This window comes from Hyphomonas sp. CY54-11-8, from assembly GCF_000682735.1.
Taxonomy (GTDB): Bacteria; Pseudomonadota; Alphaproteobacteria; order Caulobacterales; family Hyphomonadaceae; genus Hyphomonas.
The window spans coordinates 98,206-115,095 of record NZ_AWFD01000001.1 but is presented as its reverse complement, the minus strand read 5'-3'; the positions used below and the strand labels follow the sequence as shown (position 1 = coordinate 115,095).

General features: G+C 64.1%; 20 protein-coding genes. 9 read left to right on the top strand and 11 right to left on the bottom strand.

The genetic code is table 11. The annotated features are described in order from the left end of the window. Nucleotides 1–104: 104 nt before the first annotated feature. The 6 genes from HY17_RS00650 to ftsE are packed head-to-tail and all read right to left on the bottom strand — an operon-like array spanning nucleotide 105 to nucleotide 4,765. A complete protein-coding gene (locus HY17_RS00650; protein WP_034761089.1) occupies nucleotides 105–746 on the bottom strand; it encodes a DNA-3-methyladenine glycosylase in 642 nt (213 codons plus the stop codon). After that, nucleotides 743–1,762 (bottom strand): DUF2125 domain-containing protein, encoded by a 1,020-nt coding sequence (locus tag HY17_RS00645; protein WP_034761085.1) that lies wholly within the window; start codon nucleotides 1,760–1,762, stop codon nucleotides 743–745. Before HY17_RS00645 ends, HY17_RS00650 begins: the two co-directional genes overlap by 4 nt. A gap of 13 nt (nucleotides 1,763–1,775) precedes the next feature. Next, complete coding sequence (locus tag HY17_RS00640; protein WP_034761083.1) at nucleotides 1,776–2,522, bottom strand: 1-acyl-sn-glycerol-3-phosphate acyltransferase; 747 nt, start codon at nucleotides 2,520–2,522, stop codon at nucleotides 1,776–1,778. A gap of 28 nt (nucleotides 2,523–2,550) precedes the next feature. After that, nucleotides 2,551–3,141, bottom strand: coding sequence for a YdcF family protein (locus tag HY17_RS00635; protein WP_146740275.1), 591 nt, complete (start codon nucleotides 3,139–3,141; stop codon nucleotides 2,551–2,553). Continuing rightward, nucleotides 3,138–4,007, bottom strand: coding sequence for an ABC transporter permease (locus HY17_RS00630; RefSeq protein WP_034761081.1), 870 nt, complete (start codon nucleotides 4,005–4,007; stop codon nucleotides 3,138–3,140). The genes HY17_RS00635 and HY17_RS00630 overlap by 4 nt, the downstream gene beginning before the upstream one ends. Continuing rightward, entirely contained in the window at nucleotides 4,007–4,765 is a 759-nt protein-coding gene (gene ftsE, locus HY17_RS00625) for a cell division ATP-binding protein FtsE (RefSeq protein ID WP_051599598.1), read from the bottom strand. The genes HY17_RS00630 and ftsE overlap by 1 nt, the downstream gene beginning before the upstream one ends. Before the next feature lie 62 nt (nucleotides 4,766–4,827). Here ftsE and HY17_RS00620 point away from each other — a divergent pair, with 62 nt between their 5' ends. The 3 genes from HY17_RS00620 to HY17_RS00610 are packed head-to-tail and all read left to right on the top strand — an operon-like array spanning nucleotide 4,828 to nucleotide 6,627. Then, entirely contained in the window at nucleotides 4,828–5,559 is a 732-nt protein-coding gene (locus HY17_RS00620) for an MJ0042-type zinc finger domain-containing protein (RefSeq protein WP_034761079.1), read from the top strand. Then, nucleotides 5,556–6,086 (top strand): phosphoribosyltransferase, encoded by a 531-nt coding sequence (locus HY17_RS00615; protein WP_034761078.1) that lies wholly within the window; start codon nucleotides 5,556–5,558, stop codon nucleotides 6,084–6,086. The genes HY17_RS00620 and HY17_RS00615 overlap by 4 nt, the downstream gene beginning before the upstream one ends. Before the next feature lie 19 nt (nucleotides 6,087–6,105). Beyond that, nucleotides 6,106–6,627: a hypothetical protein gene (locus tag HY17_RS00610; protein ID WP_139068749.1), complete on the top strand. Its 522-nt coding sequence runs from the start codon at nucleotides 6,106–6,108 to the stop codon at nucleotides 6,625–6,627. Nucleotides 6,628–6,639: 12 nt separating this feature from the next. Here the strand turns inward: HY17_RS00610 and HY17_RS00605 are convergent, their stop codons facing one another. Beyond that, nucleotides 6,640–7,626: a D-glycerate dehydrogenase gene (locus HY17_RS00605; protein WP_034761074.1), complete on the bottom strand. Its 987-nt coding sequence runs from the start codon at nucleotides 7,624–7,626 to the stop codon at nucleotides 6,640–6,642. A gap of 140 nt (nucleotides 7,627–7,766) precedes the next feature. On the opposite strand from HY17_RS00605, the gene HY17_RS00600 reads away from it, so the two are divergent. From HY17_RS00600 to HY17_RS00580, 5 genes are all read left to right on the top strand, one after another. Continuing rightward, complete coding sequence (locus HY17_RS00600) at nucleotides 7,767–8,270, top strand: SH3 domain-containing protein (RefSeq protein ID WP_051599471.1); 504 nt, start codon at nucleotides 7,767–7,769, stop codon at nucleotides 8,268–8,270. Nucleotides 8,271–8,353: 83 nt separating this feature from the next. Further along, on the top strand, nucleotides 8,354–8,890 hold the full coding sequence (fabA, locus tag HY17_RS00595; RefSeq protein ID WP_034761071.1) for a bifunctional 3-hydroxydecanoyl-ACP dehydratase/trans-2-decenoyl-ACP isomerase: 537 nt from the start codon (nucleotides 8,354–8,356) through the stop codon (nucleotides 8,888–8,890). A gap of 73 nt (nucleotides 8,891–8,963) precedes the next feature. After that, nucleotides 8,964–9,782, top strand: coding sequence for an enoyl-ACP reductase (locus HY17_RS00590; RefSeq protein WP_034761067.1), 819 nt, complete (start codon nucleotides 8,964–8,966; stop codon nucleotides 9,780–9,782). A 233-nt stretch (nucleotides 9,783–10,015) separates the two neighbouring features. Continuing rightward, nucleotides 10,016–10,273 carry a YjhX family toxin gene (locus tag HY17_RS00585; protein WP_034761064.1) on the top strand — a complete coding sequence of 86 codons (258 nt, stop codon included), beginning with the start codon at nucleotides 10,016–10,018 and terminating at the stop codon, nucleotides 10,271–10,273. Between the two features lie 40 nt (nucleotides 10,274–10,313). After that, nucleotides 10,314–10,994, top strand: coding sequence for a nitroreductase family protein (locus HY17_RS00580; protein WP_034761058.1), 681 nt, complete (start codon nucleotides 10,314–10,316; stop codon nucleotides 10,992–10,994). Between the two features lie 3 nt (nucleotides 10,995–10,997). Here HY17_RS00580 and HY17_RS19050 read toward each other — a convergent pair whose 3' ends face one another. Both HY17_RS19050 and udk read right to left on the bottom strand, forming a co-directional pair. After that, the gene (locus HY17_RS19050; RefSeq protein WP_175354402.1) at nucleotides 10,998–11,828 is read right to left on the bottom strand and encodes a CAP domain-containing protein; all 831 of its coding nucleotides are present in this window, start codon (nucleotides 11,826–11,828) and stop codon (nucleotides 10,998–11,000) included. A gap of 75 nt (nucleotides 11,829–11,903) precedes the next feature. Then, nucleotides 11,904–12,590 carry a uridine kinase gene (udk, locus tag HY17_RS00570; RefSeq protein ID WP_034761054.1) on the bottom strand — a complete coding sequence of 229 codons (687 nt, stop codon included), beginning with the start codon at nucleotides 12,588–12,590 and terminating at the stop codon, nucleotides 11,904–11,906. A gap of 132 nt (nucleotides 12,591–12,722) precedes the next feature. Between udk and HY17_RS00565 the strand changes: the two genes are divergently transcribed. Then, nucleotides 12,723–14,117, top strand: coding sequence for a pyridoxal-dependent decarboxylase (locus HY17_RS00565; protein ID WP_034761051.1), 1,395 nt, complete (start codon nucleotides 12,723–12,725; stop codon nucleotides 14,115–14,117). Here HY17_RS00565 and HY17_RS00560 read toward each other — a convergent pair. After that, a complete protein-coding gene (locus tag HY17_RS00560) occupies nucleotides 14,114–14,605 on the bottom strand; it encodes an SRPBCC domain-containing protein (protein ID WP_034761047.1) in 492 nt (163 codons plus the stop codon). The genes HY17_RS00565 and HY17_RS00560 overlap by 4 nt on opposite strands. Nucleotides 14,606–14,737: 132 nt before the next feature. After that, nucleotides 14,738–16,873 (bottom strand): polyribonucleotide nucleotidyltransferase, encoded by a 2,136-nt coding sequence (gene pnp, locus HY17_RS00555; protein ID WP_034761044.1) that lies wholly within the window; start codon nucleotides 16,871–16,873, stop codon nucleotides 14,738–14,740. Between the last annotated feature and the right edge of the window lie 17 nt (nucleotides 16,874–16,890).

Sequence of the window (16,890 nt, the reverse complement as noted above, 5' to 3'; positions counted from 1 at the left end):
TTCGAACCGACTGAAAGCGTGCGCTCCTCTTGGTTTCGCCTGTTCATCTAGGCGATTCTTATCAAGAGAATATGACAGGAACGGTGTTTTGCAATGCCCGGCACTCAGGCTGGCGGAATGCCCGCTTTCGCCCGCTCCGTGTTTACCCAACCCCAGAGAAGATGCGCCGCAACGCCCCGGTACGGGCGCCAACGCTCTGCATGCATGGAAAATGCCTTGTTCGCCATACGCTGCTCATAGCCGCCGAGGCGCCGGTGCGCTTCCATCAGGGCGGCGTCGCCATGCGGGAATGCGTCCACCTTCCCGGCGGCATAGAGCAGGTAAAGGTCTGCCGTCCACGGACCAATTCCCTTCACCGCCAGCAATTCGGCGCGGGCCGCGTCCACATCTGCCGCCTCGACGCGGGCGAGATCCAGCGCGCCCTCCGCGATGGCGTCGGCGATTGTGTTCATGTGGGAGAGTTTCGGACGCGACAAGCCACAGGCGCGCAGCTTGTCCTGGTCGCAGGAAAGCACACGCTCCGGTGTCACCTCACCCAGAAAGCCCTCCACCCTGACCCAGATCGCATCGGCTGCGCGCGTGGAGACCAGCTGGTAGACCACCGTCCGCGCCAGCAGCGCATAGCTCGGCGCATGCGTCCGCCAGTCCGGCACGCCGACAATGTCATAGGCGCGGGCGAGCGCCGGATCGATGACAGACAAGGCCTCGCAGGCCGACTGGATAGTCGCTCTGGAAGGCGCAGTCACGATCGGCTGCCGGGCAGCTTGCCCAGCGGCACCGGGCCGACAAAGACCGTATCGTTGATCACCGGTAGGGTCAGGAAGCCGCCATCGCGTGAGGCTGGCGCCAACGTACCGAACACGATCTGCTCCTGCTGATTCCAATGACCCGTATCGATCATGGCCTGCTTCAGCGCATCGGCATTCTCGATCCGCACCTTGAACGCGCCGTTCGAGCGGCCATTCGCCAGCGTCAGATTGGCCTGCGCGCCAAGGTCCAGCGGGCCCCAGTCCAGCAAGAGCTGTGCAACTTCCACCTCGCCATCTTCCAGAAGCATGGGCCAGACGCCGCCCACTTCGCGGCCAGCCGCCTCATAGGCCGGAAAGAAACTGCGCACTTCCCCGATCAGGCGGGAGGGCCCAAGCTCCGTACCCAGATAAGGCGCAGCCACAGGCGCCGCCTCCAGCGCCAGCTTGTCCCACTGCGCCGCGATCATCAGATCGTCCGGGCTCTTCGGGCGAGGGGCAAGGTTCAGGGACAGATTGCTGATCTCGTAGACCTGCCCGCCAACCAGCGCCTGCGCCTCGCCGGACTGGAAGCCCAACCGGTTCAGCCCCGCCTTGTTCCAGGACAGGCTGAAGGCGGCATGCCCGTCGAAATCGACGCTGTTGCGGATGCCGTTTGCACCGGTGATGACGTGATGACCCGGCATGCGTCCGATCATGTGGGTCAAATTCCAGGCCTGCATCACGAATTCGGCCCGGTCGCCTTCCCAGGACGCTTCCCCGGGCCTGCCGGAATACGCCGGTTGGTCGAACACGAGTTCGAAGCGGAATGGATATCCTCCCATGTGGCGGCCGGCATAGGTGAACGCCGCGCCTTGAGCCTCCTGTTCCGAGATCCATTCGTCCACGGCCTGATCGATCCGGCCACTGGCGACATGCCACCAGGCCGACCAGGCACCAACGACAAGCAGCAGCAAGACAAACGGCAGGAAGAGGCCGAAGCGGGGTTTTTTCTTCGGCGTGGAAGACGACACCATATCCGGAATTCCTCTAAGTGGCCGGCAGTTCGCGGCCCTGTACGGCAAGGCCTTCCTTCACCAGCTTATCCGTCGCCGGTTCCAGTTCGCCCTGCAGCCTTGCCATCATGTCCCTGCGCGGCAGGCCACCCGGTATTGGCGGCAGGATCTCGTAGACCACCTTTCCGGGCCGCCGCAGGAGGCCCCTGCCTGGCCAACAGAGGCCCGCATTGGTCGCCACCGGCACGATCGGCGCCTCGATGGCCTTTGCCAGCGCGGAGATGCCTGCGGCATGATAATCCGGCGGGGCGCCCGGCGCCTTGCGCGTGCCTTCCGGGAAGATGACGATCTGTCGGTAGTTTTCCGCCCGTTTCTTCGCCTCGGCGACCATGGCCTTCAGCGTCTTGGTCGTACCCGCCCGGTCAATCGGGATCATCGCGGCTTTCAGCGCGTACCAGCCGAGGAAGGGATACCAGAGCAGTTCCTTCTTCATGATGATGGCGGGGTCGCGCATCACCAGGAAGGGAATGAACACGTCGTACATGCACTGGTGCTTGCCCGCATAGATCACAGGACCTTCCGGCATGTTCTCGCGCCCGCGGATTTCGGTGCTGATGCCGCAGATCAGGCGCAGGCCGAGGCGGATGGTGCGCGCATATGTGCGGATGCCGAAAATCGTCGCCCAGCGCGGCAGGATCAGTGCCGGCAGGAACAAGATGCCGAGAATGGCCATCCACAGGTACAGCCAGATCACGAACAGGAGGGAAGTGAAGACTCTCATGCCCGCTGGCTTAGCCAATCGCGCGCGATCATTCCAGCGTCGTTACCCGCCACTTCGCCCATTCCAGGAATACGCCCTTGAGGGACTTGTAATCCGTCAACAGGCGCGATGGGTCGATCACGGTCCGCACGGGCCAAGGCTCGAGCGTGATGTCCGGCATCGCGTCCTGCAGCACCAGCATGCTGCGCGCCATGTGATAGTCGGACGTGACCAGGATCAGGTCGTCATAACCATTCTCATAGGCCCAGGCGGCGGTCTCTTCGGCATTGCCGAGCGTGGTCTCCGCCGCATGGCCGATGGTGACGCAGCAGGCCCAGACTTCCGGGTCGCCGCCCGCAAGGCTGATCAGGTCTTCCATGGTGACGTCCGGGTGCACGCCGGAAATCAGCAGGTGCCCGCCCCGCCCTTCGGAAACCAGTTTCACCCCTTCCGCGATGCGAATGCCAGATCCGCCGGTCAGCGCCACGATGGCATCGCCTTTCACGCCCGTGTCCGGTTTCATGTTCGCTGCGCGCTGGGCAAATAGCAGGAAGTCGATGCCAAGCAGGCCCAGCACGAACACGACCACCATCGTGCCGAGCCGGGATTTTCCACGCCGGGGACGGCCGTTCTTGCTCACATCATGCTCTTGAGTGCGCGGATCACTGTGATGCGGGCCGCGATGCGGGCGGCAAGCCCGGCGATCACCGGGGTCAGAACGAGGACGACAAGGTCAAGGTAATCAAGGCTCAGCTCCGGCAGCAGGCCGGCGTGCCCGCCATGGGCCTTTGCGGCGAAGATCGCTGCGGCCGCGGCGCCGAGCGCCAGCAAGGCGCCCACCGCCCCTGCCCGCAGGCCAAGGACCCAGAAGCGCCGCTCGAACAGGCTGGCAATGAACCGGTCGCGCGCGCCCGACAGGTGCAGCACATCGACAATGTCCCGCCGGGCCAGCAGCGCGGCATGGGTCGCAAAGGCAATCACCGCCACAGCGGTCGAGGCCAATAACGCCACCGCCGTCAGCGCAATCAGCCGCGTGATCGCCAGCACGCGGCGGACATCGCCCGCCCAGTCGGCATGTTCGTCCACGGCACTGTTATAGCCCGCCTGCGTCAGCACGCGCTGCAGGGTCGGACCCATGTCCGGCACATGAGGGTCGGCGGTCACCGCGATCAGCTGCGGGAGAGGCAGGCTGTCCGGCAGGCCGCGATTGCCGAAATTGGGCTCCAGCAATTCGTCGATCTCATCCTTCGACAACAGGTGCGCAGACGCCACGCCGTCCGTCGATTCGATCAGTTTGCGGGCGTCCTCCGCCGCCCTCCGGTCGACATCCTGCAGCGTAACGGTCAGTTCGCCTTCCACTTCCGCCGTCCAGGCCCGCGCGGCGCCATAGGTCGACTTGGCCGACAAGGCCGCGAGCGCCGCCAGAAAACAGAGCGCTGCAACGACAAAGAACAGCGCCGCCTCGCGGGCGTCCTCAACGGGCAGGAGGGGCGTTTCACGTGCCATCAGTCTTCCGCCTTTGCCGGGTCGGTCCGCCGGCGGCCCGCTGCGCCGTCTCCGCCGAACTCGACATCGCGCACCAGAAGGCCATTGTTCAGCCGGTAGACCGGCGCCTCCACCTGCCGCACCAGGCCGAGATCGTGCGTGGCGATGATCACGGTCGTGCCCCGGCGCTTGTTCAGCTCCAGGAACAGGCGCATCAGGCGCGAGCCCATTTCCGGGTCGACGTTGCCGGTCGGCTCATCGGCGATCAGGATGTCCGGCTGGGTCACTACGGCGCGGGCGATGGCGACCCTCTGCTGTTCCCCGCCCGACAGGGTCGGCGGTTTTGCGTGCAGGCGCTTGCCGAGGCCCACCCAGGCCAGCAGCTCCTCCACATCCCCCCTGTAATCGGCGTCCTTGCGGCCAACCACACGCAGCGGCAGGGCCACGTTTTCATAGGCGGAGAGGTGTTCCAGCAGGCGGAACTCCTGGAACACGACGCCCACCCGGCGGCGCATGGCCGACAACTGATCGCGCGCGAGGCGCCCGGTCGGCCGGCCAAACAGCGAGACTTCGCCGAGCGACGGCTTCAGCGCCAGGTACAAGAGTTTGAGAAGGCTGGATTTTCCCGCGCCAGACGCGCCTGTCAGGAATGTGAAAGATCCCTGTTTCAGGCTGAGATCAATACCGCTAAGAACGTCATCCGAAGTGTCGTAGCGTAACGACACGTTATCCAGACGCACAGCAATATCGTCAAAAGGGTCGAGTCTCGAAAGGGTCATCGGCTCCATCGATTGGCCCGGATGGCTGGATTATTGGGGCGAATTGCGGGAAAGACCAAGGCATGATCCTCACCTGCCCGAATTGTGAGACACAGTATTTCGCCGATGACTCAACAATCGGTGAAAGCGGCCGCACCGTGAAGTGCGCCGCCTGCGGGCATTCCTGGTTTGTGGGCCCGCCGGGGCTGGAAATGGAAAAGGCTGGCGCCCATCCAGCCGCCGCCCATGAAATCTACCGCCAACGGGTGCGCGAACAGCGCCGCCGCAAGAGCCGCACGGTCGCTCTCCTCTCCTGGATCGGCACGGCCGTCCTGTTCTTTGTGCTGGGTGTGGCCGCCATCATGTTCCGCAATGATGTGGTGAAGGTTTTCCCGCGCGCCGCCGGGGCTTACAAGATGGCCGGCTTCAATGTGAACCGGTTCGGCATCGAATTCGCCGACATCGAACGCTCCCGCACCTTCAACGACACCGTACCGGTCGTCACCGTTTCGGGCCATGCCGTGAACGTGGCACGCTCCACCGTCGATACACCGCTGGTGAAAGTGGACCTGGAAGACGAACGCGGCCGCACGGTCGCCACCCGCTATGGCTCGATCACGCCGGCCCGCCTGCCCGCTGGGTCTCAGGGCAGTTTTCAGATCGTGCTGGAGCAGGCCCCGATGGAGAGCTTCCAGATCGAACTCTCCCTGGTGGACAAGGCCGGTGTGTCCCAGAGCGCGCTGACACCCCCGGCGCCTGAAACGCCGGACGATGAGGCGGCGCCTGAATTGCCCGCCGGAGACGAGACGGAATGAGCGACGCCCAGAAGATCGAAGTGCTCGTGCCGGAAGACCAGCTGATGGCGCGGATCGACGAACTGGCCGACCGGCTGGCCCCGCGCCTGACCGGAGACTGGACGGTTGTTTCCATCCTGATCGGCGCGACGCCTTTCACGTCTGACCTTATGAAGGCGCTCGCCCGGCGCGGCGTGCACCCGATGCTGGATGTCATCTGGCTGGAGAGCTATCGCGATGCGCGCGAAAGCTCCGGCCGGGTGGTCGTCCGGGCGGACCTGTCGCGGCAGGTGAAGGATCGCGGCGTGCTGCTGCTGGACGATGTGTTCGACACCGGCCGCACCCTCGAATTCGCCAAGCAACACCTTCTGGCCAAGGGCGCGAAAGAGGTCATTACCTGCACGCTGACGCAAAAGCCGTGGGCGCCCCGCGGAGAGAACGGCGTCGATTTCTGCGCCTTCGATTCGCCGGGCCGCTACCTCGTCGGCTACGGGATGGACGATGCCGGCAAATATCGCGGCCTGCCCTATATCGGCGCGCTGGACTGATCGGACATCCGGTATCGCAATGGCAAATAGCGACGGATTGAGAGACCAGCTTGCCGCCTTCGACCGCAAGTCCCCTTCCGTCCTCACCGAGGCTGCGGCGGCACACGGATCAGGAAAGGCCTATTTCAATGAACTGGTCGTTCTGTCCACGGATGAGAACGATGCGATCTCATCCGGGGCGACCTGGCTGATCAAGCATCATGCCGAAAACGACCAGCTCCTGACGCCGGACCAGTGCGTGAAACTGGCAGGCCGGCTTACCGGTCTCACGACCTGGGATGCGCAACTGCACATCTGTCAGAGCGCCCGTCTCCTGCCCTATCCAGACGATGTAGCAGATCACCTGCTCGCCTTTGCCCGTCCCTTGTTGGCGAGCCCGCGCCCCTTCCTGCGGGCCTGGTCTCTGGACCTTCTCTGCTATCTCGCCGAACGCGATCACGGCATTTCCGCCGAAGCGGAAGCCGCGCTTGCAGATGCGGAAAAGGATCCGGCCGCCTCCGTACGCGCCCGCGCCCGGAATCTCAGAAAGGCACGGCGCTGACAGGCGTCAACGCTACAGGATCGCGGGGATCACGCGGTCTGGCGGGCGGTGGCCGTCGGCGAAGGTCTTGATGTTGATGATGACCTTCTCGCCCATCTCGGTGCGGCCTTCGATCGTGGCCGAGCCCATGTGTGGCAGCAGCAGGACGTTCGGCAGTCCGATCAGTTCCTCGTTCACCGCCGGTTCGCGTTCGAATACGTCGAGCCCGGCCCCGGCCAGCTTGCCGGCCTTGATGGCACGGGCGAGCGCCGCCTCGTCGATGACTTCGCCGCGGGCCGTGTTCACAATGTAGGCTTCCGGCTTCATCAGCTCCAGCCGGCGGGCATTCATCAAGTGGAACGTGGCCGGCGTGTGAGGGCAGTTGATGGAGACGATGTCCATGCGGGCCAGCATCTGGTCGAGGCTGTCCCAATAGGTTGCTTCGAGCTGTTCCTCGATCCGCGCGCCGACCGGCTTGCGGTTGTGATAGTGGATCTGCAGGCCGAAGGATCTTGCGCGGCGCGCAACGGCCTGGCCGATACGGCCCATGCCGATGATGCCGAGGCGCTTGCCCGCGAGACGGCGGCCGAGCATCCAGGTCGGCGTCCAGCCATCGAAGCCGCCGCCATCCATGATCTGCGCGCCCTCATGCAGGCGGCGCGGCACGGCAAGGATCAGCGCCATGGCGACATCGGCGGTATCGTCGGTCAGCACACCCGGCGTGTTGGTGACGGTGATGCCGCGCTGGATGGCGCTCTGCACGTCAATATTGTCCACACCGGCGCCGAACTGGGCGATCAGGCGGAGCTGCTCCCCTGCCCGCGCCAGAAGGCGGCCGTCGATATGGTCGGTCACGGTGGGCACCAGCACGTCGGCGGTCTGCATCGCCTCGGCCAGTTCTTCCTGCGTGAAGGGGTGATCGTCCTCATTGAGGCGGGCGTCGAACAACTCCTTCATCCGCAACTCTACCGCAGCCGGCAGTTTGCGGGTGACGACGATCTTCAGCTTCCTGGTCGGCATGAGCACCCTTTGTATCTTTTATAATCGACTCTGCGGAGGCCTTAGCAAAGCCCTGCCGGTACGCCAATGCCGAAGATTTTACGGCTAATTCACCAGAGCGTGCAATCTTGTCGCAGATTTCGCTTTGGAAGCTGATGCACATGAAGTGGGCACCCTTTCTGATCTCGGTCGTGTTCTTCCTCGGAGGGACCGCCATGGCGCAGGCACCGGAGCTGGTGCGCGTGTCGCGATTCTCCGGAAAGCCGGTCCCCCGCTTCGAAACCCTGAAATTCGCCATGGTCAACGGCCGCGCCGGCCCGTCCAAGCAACACCCGGTCCTGTGGGAATACCAGCGCAAGGGCCTGCCCCTTCTGGTGATCAAGGAAAGCCAGAACTGGCGGCGCGTACGCGACCCCTCCGGCACTGAGGTCTGGGTCCATGCCCGCATGCTGGAAGAAGGCCACAAGGCCTATGTCCAGACGCCCACCGTCCTGCGCCAGGATCCGACGCCGGGCGCCGAACCCGTGGCCGACCTGGGCCGGGGCGTTCTGGTCGATCTGGGCGCCTGTTCGCGCGGCTGGTGCCGCGTCCAGGCCCAGGAATTCAAGGGCTATGCGCCCCAGCCCTCGCTATGGGGCGCAGACCCTGGCGAAACGGGCCTCTGAGGCCAAAACCGCGCCTCATGAGTTGACAATCCGGGCGGTCCGGTGCCTTCAAGGCCGGTTACTGACGTTAAGGAAAATCACGCATGTCCGGACCGCACGACTATCACACGCCCAAATCCTCCTATTCCAAGGAAGACCTGCTCGAATCCGGCAAGGGCGGCTATTTCGGTCCCGGCAACGCCCAGCTTCCGGCCCCGCCGATGCTGATGATGGACCGGATCACTGAGATCACGATGGATGGCGGCCAGTTCGGCAAGGGCCATGTCGTGGCTGAGCTCGATATCACGCCGGACCTCTGGTTCTTCGAATGCCACTTCCCGGGCGACCCCGTCATGCCGGGCTGCCTTGGCCTCGATGCGATGTGGCAGATCGTCGGCTACTGGCTCGGCTGGTCCGGCAGCCCCGGCAAGGGCCGCGCGCTCGGCGTGGGCGATGTCCGCTTCACCGGCGAGATCACGCCGGACAAGAAGCTGGTGCGCTATGAAATCGACATGAAGCGCGTTCGCCGCGGCAAGCTCGTCCTCGGCATCGCCGATGGCCGCGTCTATGTCGACGGCGAGCATGTCTACACGGCCACCGACATGCGCGTCGGCCTGAAGAACATGGACCAGCCGGCCTGATCCGGCGCGCTTGACGGGGCCCAACCGCCCCCCTAGCCGTTCTCTTCAAAGACAAGCAGGAAGGATTCGCGCCATGGCTGATGACTGGACCCCGCCCGAAGGCACCCTGATGAAGGGCAAGCGCGGCATCGTGATGGGTGTTGCCAACCAGAACTCCATCGCTTGGGGCATCGCCCAGCAACTGGCCGCCCAAGGCGCCGAGATTGCCTTCACCTATCAGGGCGAGAACCTGGAACGCCGCGTACGCCCGCTGGTCGAGTCCATCGGCATGGACTTCATGATCCCTGCTGACGTGACCGACGACGCTTCGATGGACGCCGCCTTCGCCTCCGTGAAGGAGAAATGGGGCAAGATCGACTTCCTGGTCCACTCCATCGCCTTTGCCGGCAAGGACGAGCTGGTCGGCTCCATGGTCGCGAATACGTCCCGCGAAGGCTTCCGCCGCGCGATGGACATCTCCGTCTATTCCTTCATCGACAGCGCCCGCCGCGCGGCAGAGATCATGCCGGATGGCGGCGCGATGATCTGCATGACCTATCTCGGCGCCGAGCGGACCGTTCCGTCTTACAACGTCATGGGCGTTGCCAAGGCCGCGCTCGAAGCCTCCACCCGTTATGCCGCGCGCGACCTGGGCCATCAGGGCATCCGCGTCAATGCGATCAGTGCGGGCGCGATGCGCACGCTCTCCCTCGCGGGCATCCGCGGAGGCAAGAGCCTTATGGGCACGGGCCGTGACTGGTCCCTCCTCAAGGAAGACACTCGAATGTCCGGCGTCGCCGGCTGTGCACTCTACCTCCTGTCAGAGCTCGGCCACTCCATTGCCGGCGAAGTGATCCACGTCGACGCCGGCTTCCACGCCGTCGGCGTCCCGGAGCTTCCTGAAGAAGAATAATCCGCACGGAAAAGACTTGACCCGTGAGGGCTGCTTACCCAGATAGGCGGCTCAACGGAGCGTTTATGTCCAATTCCATGTTTGAGTCCCGGTAAGGGGCCTGCCGTTTGAGGCGCTGAGGATCAGCGTCAGGCAGGCCGGCGAGAACGATGCCGCTGGCAATTGACGCCAGTGAACGTTTTTGCGCGCCGTCACATCTCCGAAGTGCGGCGCCCGACTTCGGACCACCTACAATGGATATCTCCCGCGCAGAACAGCGCATCCTCCACCTGCTCGCACAGGGCGGGCATATCGAAATCATCCGCAACGAACACAACAAGCCGGAAGAACTGCATTGCTTTACCCGCGATGGCTGGCGCTATCCGGGCCTCAGCCTCCGTCTCTTCCGCAAGCTGAAGCGCAATCGTGCCATCGCCTCGCAAGGTGGCAAGCCTTACCGCATCACGCGGCGGGGGCTGGAGCTCGTCCGCGCGGAATTCGATAACCGGTAAGTGATGTTGCCCGGTCAGGTGCGCATGGTATCGGTGAGGCATGAAAACCTCGCCCGAGACCCATGTGCCCCTGACCGGCTATGCCGATCTGCCGGAAGACGAAATGCTGGCCCGGGCCCTCGCCTTCCATGACCGGATGGCGCGCCGCCGCTCTGTCCGTCAGTTCTCTGACAAGCCTGTGCCGCAGGATGTCATCGAGGCCTGCGTCCGCACGGCAGGCTCTGGCCCGTCGGGCGCGAACCACCAGCCCTGGTATTTCGCCTGCGTCGGCAGCGCGGAAAAGAAACGCGAGATCCGCGAGGCCGCCGAGGCCGAGGAACGCGAATTCTATTCAGGCCGCGCAGGGGAAGAATGGCTGGATGCCCTCGCCCCGATCGGCACCGATGCCGACAAGCCCTATATGGAAACCGCGCCCTGGCTGATCTGCATCTTCGCCCAGCGCCGCGGCGGCGTGCGGGAAGGCGAAGACCGCAAAAATTACTACATCCATGAAAGCGTCGGCATCGCCACGGGCCTGCTGATCGCGGCCTGCCACGAAGCAGGTCTCGCCTCGCTGGTCCATACGCCGAACCCGATGAAGTTCCTGAACGGTATCTGCGGCCGTCCGGAGACGGAGAAACCGTTTTTGATCCTCGTCGCGGGCCACCCGGCGGAGGGCGCCATGGTGCCAAAACATGCCCTGATCAAGAAACCGCTGGACGAGATCGCCGGCTTCCTCTGACGCCTAGCGCCCCACCGTCACGGCCGGCCCCGGCAGGCGGATCGTGTAATACATGCCGGGCAGTTCCCCACGCATGCGGCCATTCGCGGTCAGTTCGAAATCACCGCTCAGGCCTTTCGGGATCGCCTTGCCCAGCGCCGTGTAGCGGTTGTCCGCCTGCTTCGCGACAAAGTTCTGGAAATTCCACTCGCGCAGCGCGGGCTGCATGTCCAGCCGTTGGCCCGGCCGCATCCGCACAGGCAGCGGCGCAGGCAGCGAACCGGACAGTTCAACGAAAACCTGCGTCACCCAGACACCTGACTCCGTCCGCACAACCCCCATCGCAACATCCGTAATATCCGGATTGAGAATGTTCGCCCGGTGGCCGGGGCTGTCCATCAGATTGCCGTGCAGGCGATCAACGGCATTGCGTTTCAGATTCCACCGCCCACCAATGACTTCCACCATGGCGACATTTTCGGCGCTGAACTCGACCAGCGCGCTGCGGTCGAAGGCGGCGACGCGCGCATCATGGTGGCGCCCGTCCGGGCTCTCATGCCCGAAGAATTTGTTGTAGGCCATGTCGAGGCTCTGGAAGCGCGCGGCGTCCAGCAATTCCGGCCGGTACCGCAGCGGCGTCAGGCCGCGCGACGTGCGCTCCTCATTCACGCGGGTGAAGAAGTCCGCCTCCATCCGCGCATCGGCGGTGTAGCCCGCCGGCCAGGCCCGCAGGCAGGGCTGCACGGTCTCGACATAATCCGCCACAGTCACACCGCGATGGTGCACATCCATATTGCAGGCCGCGGCCGGCAGGGCCGCAAACAGGAAGCCGGAGGCAAGAAACAGCGCGCGCATCTTCATGGCCTGCGCAGTCTACCGCGCCGAAGATGAACAGAACAGTTACAGCAGAACTGTCAATTTTCCGGTTTTTCAGATCACGCCGGCCGTCTGCAGGCGCGCCAGCACAGGCGCCAGCATCCGCTCCAGCGCCTCGCCCGTCGGCCGCACATTGCCATAGGCCGGCAGGCCTTCGTCGGCGATCACGAGATCGGCCTCGAACTTCGCCGGATGGGTCCAGCGGTAATGCGCCGCCCGGACGGTGCCAAGATATTGCTGCAGCACGCTTTCCACATCGCGCCCACGCTCCACCACGTCCCGCCGGATCCGGCGCGCGAGGCGCAGATCGTCCGGCGTGTCGACATAGACCGACAGGTCGATCAAGGGCCGGATCTTGGGCATGGAGAGCGCATGGATGCCTTCGAGGATCAGTACCGGCGCAGGTTCGATCCGGCGCGTCTTGGTGCTGCGATCGTGGCGGTCATAATCATAGATCGGCTGGTCGATCCCCTGTCCTGATTTCAGGGCCTTCAGGTCCTTCACCAGATGGTCGACCTCTTTCGAGGCCGGGGCATCATAGTTGATCGTCGCGATCAGGGCCTGGCGTTCGGCCTCGGTCGCTGGAGCACCATAGAAGCTCATCGGGTGGTAATAAGCGTCTTCCCCGAACATGACCGCCTTGCCGTCCGGCAAATGTTCCAGCAGGGCCTCGGCCAGGGTGGACTTGCCGGAGCCGGACCCGCCGGACATCGCGATGAGGAAGGATTTGCGCTTGGTCATGCATTGGCTTTTGCGGCAAATACCCTTGCGCTTCAACGGGGAAACCGCCGCACGCCTGCAGCGGGAACGACATTTTCCGGGTGGTCCTGCCCGGCCACAGGCGTATGACGTGGGGGGACGAGGAGACCTCACATGTCTGATCCCTTCGACCGCGCCCGGTTCCATGCCCATCAATGGCTGGACAATCTCGGCAACTGCCCGGCCGGGGCGCAGGCGAGCGCCGCCGAGCTGCGCGCCGCCTTCGCGGCGCCGCTACCTGAAACGGGGCGAGACGCGGGCGCGATCATCGACGATCTTGCCGCCAAGGCGACGCCGGGCCTCAATGCCAACGCCAGCGGGCGGTTCTTCGCCTGGGTGATGGCGGGGTCCCTGCCGTCTGCCACGGCAGCAGACTGGCTGGTCTCGGCCTGGGACCAGAATGTCGGCCTGTTCTCCGTCGCCCCCGCTGCCGCCATGATCGAGGAAATCGCCGGCGAATGGCTGAAGGATCTGTTCGACCTGCCGCGCGAGGCGTCCTTCGCCTTCACAACCGGCTGCCAGATGGCGCATGTCACGGCGCTCGCCGCGGCGCGCCACCGCGTGCTGGCCAATGCAGGCTGGAATGTGGAGGAAGACGGCCTGTTCGGCGCGCCCGCGATCCGCGTGCTGACCAGCCGCAACCGGCATGGCTCCATCGATTCTGCCATTCGCTATCTCGGCATCGGCCAGTCCTACATTGTGGACGTGGATACCGGGGCGATGGGCGACATGCTGCTGGACGATCTCGAACGCAAGCTCTCCCACTATGACGGGCCGATCATTCTCTGCCTCAATGCGGCGGATTTGAATGTCGGCACGTTCGACGATTTTGCGAAACTGATCCCGGTGGCAAAGGCGGCGGGCGCCTGGGTGCATGTTGACGGCGCCTTCGGCCTGTTCGCGCGGGTGAGCGAGCGGCTGCGACCGCTGACCGAGGGGATCGAGCTTGCCGACAGCTGGGCAACCGACGGCCATAAATGGCTGAACGTGCCTTATGATTGCGGCATCGCTTTCGTGCGCGATACGGACGCCCACCGCGCTGCCATGGCGCTGGGCGCCACCTATCTTTCCCCCACCCGGGAAGCGCGCGATCCGAATGACTGGAACCTCGAACTCTCCCGCCGGGCGCGGGCAATCCCGGTCTATGCCGCGCTTCAGGAACTGGGGCGGCAGGGCGTGGCCGACATGATCGACCGCTGCTGCAATCACTGCCGCGCGCTGGTTTCCGGTATCGGTTCTTTGCCTGGCGCGCGCGCGCTGAACGATCCGGTCCTGAACCAGGGCCTCGTCCGCTTCGAACGGGCGGGCGCGAGCAAGGAAGAGAATGACGCCTTCACGGACGAGATCATCGCCCGCGTCAACGCCACCGGAGAGGCCTTCTTCTCCCCCACCACCTGGAACGGCCAACGCGCCATGCGCATCAGCGTCGTCAGCTGGCGGACGAATGAAAAGGATGTGAAGCGGACGATTGCCGCGGTGAAGCAGGCGCTATCAGGCGCGGGCGTTTAACAGGGCCGGGCACCGGCTTCGGAATAGATAATGCTGGCGCTGGGCAGGCGCTCCACCAGCAGGGCGAGCCGGTCAAGCGTGACCTCGAACTGGCGGGTCAGCCATTCGGCATCGAGGCCCGGCGGCATGTCCTGCGCGGCAAGCCGCAGGCAGGTGCCTTCGGGCACGTCTTCGAGACACCAGATGATACGCATCGTGCCGGTAAAGCCCTGAAGGGCGGACTCCAGTTCCACAACCTGTACAATCTGCTGGTCACTGACAATGTCGATAAAGCGGCCATTGATCGCCTGAACGGGGCAGTCGTCGGCGGGGGTAAATGCCACACGGAACCGTCCGCCCGGGCGCAGGTCGAACTTGTCGATCCGCACGTCTTCCCCGTCCGGCAGCAGCCAGAGGGAAAGCCGGTCGATATCCGTCATCACGCCATAGATCGTGTCTTCAGGCGCAAAGACGATGCGGGAGGCTTCATAAGTCTTGGTGGCAGGCATGGTTACGGCTCATCTGTTCTTGTTGCTGACAGAGTTGACGCGTGAAATGCGGCCTGGTTCCGGAAAACATCTGGGCAATAAAAAGGCCGCCCGTTTCGGGGCGGCCTTCTGAAGTCCGTTGAGGGGCGAGGATTATTCCTCTTCGCCGCCCTTGTCTTCGGAGAGTTCCTTGCCGGTCTCCTGATCGACGACTTTCATCGACAGGCGGACCTTGCCGCGGTCATCGAAGCCGAGCAGCTTGACCCAGACCTTGTCGCCTTCCTTGACCACGTCTTTCGGATGGCCAACGCGCTCGTTTGCCATCTGCGACACGTGAACGAGGCCGTCCTTCGGACCGAAGAAGTTCACGAAGGCGCCGAAGTCCTTCAGGCCAACGACCGTGCCCTGATAGATCTCGCCGACTTCCGGCTCTGCAACGATCTCCTTGATCATCTGCAGGGCCTTGTCGATGGAGGCGCGGTCGAGGGCAGAAACCTGCACGGTGCCATCGTCGTCGATGTTCACCTTTGCGCCGGACTCATCCACGATGCCGCGGATCACCTTGCCGCCCGAGCCAATCACGTCGCGGATCTTGTCGGTCGGCACCTTGATGATTTCCATCTGCGGGGCGTTGTCGGAGAGCTGGCCGCGGCTTTCGCCGAGGGCTTCCGCCATCTTGCCGAGGATGTGCATACGGCCGCCATTCGCCTGGGCGAGGGCTTTCTCCATGATGTCCTTGGTGATGCCGGCAACTTTGATGTCCATCTGGAGCGAGGTCACGCCGACTTCCGTCCCGGCGACCTTGAAGTCCATGTCGCCGAGGTGGTCTTCGTCACCCAGGATGTCGGAGAGGACGGCGAACTCTTCGCCTTCCAGGATCAGGCCCATGGCGATACCGGAGACCGGACGCTTCACCGGCACACCGGCGTCCATCATGGCCAGCGAACAGCCGCAGACCGTCGCCATCGAGGACGAGCCGTTGGACTCGGTGATCTCGGAGACGAGACGGATCGTGTACGGGAATTCCGCGTGATCCGGCAGCACAGCCTTCAGCGCGCGCCATGCGAGCTTGCCGTGGCCGATCTCGCGGCGGCCAGCACCACCCATCCGGCCGGTCTCGCCGACGGAGTAAGGCGGGAAGTTGTAGTGCAGCAGGAAGTTCTCCTTCCGGGTGCCGTCCAGGCTGTCGATATATTGTTCGTCGTCGGACGTGCCCAGCGTTGCCACACAGATCGCCTGCGTTTCACCGCGGGTGAAGAGCGAGGAACCGTGGGTACGCGGCAGGAAGCCGGCTTCGGCCACGATCGGGCGAACCTGGTCCAGCTTACGACCGTCGATGCGCTCACCGGTTTTCAGGATGTCACCGCGGACCACAGCGGCCTCGGTTTCCTTGAAGGCTGCCTTGAAGGTCTCGGCGGACATTTCGCCCGGCGCTTCCTCGGTGCCGACAAGCGCGGCTTTCGCCTTGTCGCGGGCCTCGGCCACGGCGGCCTGACGGGCCAGCTTCTCGGTGATCTTGTAGGCAGCGGAGAGATCCCCGCCGACAATGCCCTGGATCGCGGCGACAGCGGCGGAGTTGTCCACCGGCTCGAAGTCGAACGGGGCCTTGGCGGCTTTCTCGGCGAGGTCGATGATCGCGTCGATCACCGGCTGCATGGCGTCATGGCCGGCGACAACGGCGCCCAGCATGATGTCCTCGGAAAGTTCCTTGGCCTGAGATTCCACCATCATCACGGCGTCGGCCGTACCGGCGACGACGAGGTCCAGTTCGGACTCTTCAAGGTCCATCTGGCTCGGGTTGATGATGTATTCGCCATCCTTGTAGCCGACACGCGCAGCGCCGATCGGGCCCATGAACGGGGCGCCGGAAAGGACGAGCGCCGCGGAGGCGCCGATCATTCCGAGAATGTCCGGATCGTTTTCGAGATCGTAGGACACAGCCGTCAGCACGACCTGGACTTCATGCTTGAAGCCGGAAACGAACAGCGGGCGGATCGGGCGGTCGATGAGGCGCGAGGTCAGCGTCTCTTTCTCGGTCGGGCGGCCTTCACGCTTGAAGTAGCCACCCGGGATGCGGCCCGATGCGTAGTATTTTTCCTGATAGTTGACCGTCAGCGGGAAGAAGTCCTGTCCGGGCTTGGCTTCCTTCGCAAAAACGGCCGTCGCGAGGAGGACCGTGTCGCCATACGTCACCATAACGGCGCCATCGGCCTGGCGGGCCACCTGGCCCGTTTCAATCGTCAGCGTGCGGCCGGCCCATTCCAGCGACACGGATTGCTTGTTAAACATTTCGTCTTGTCTTTCTT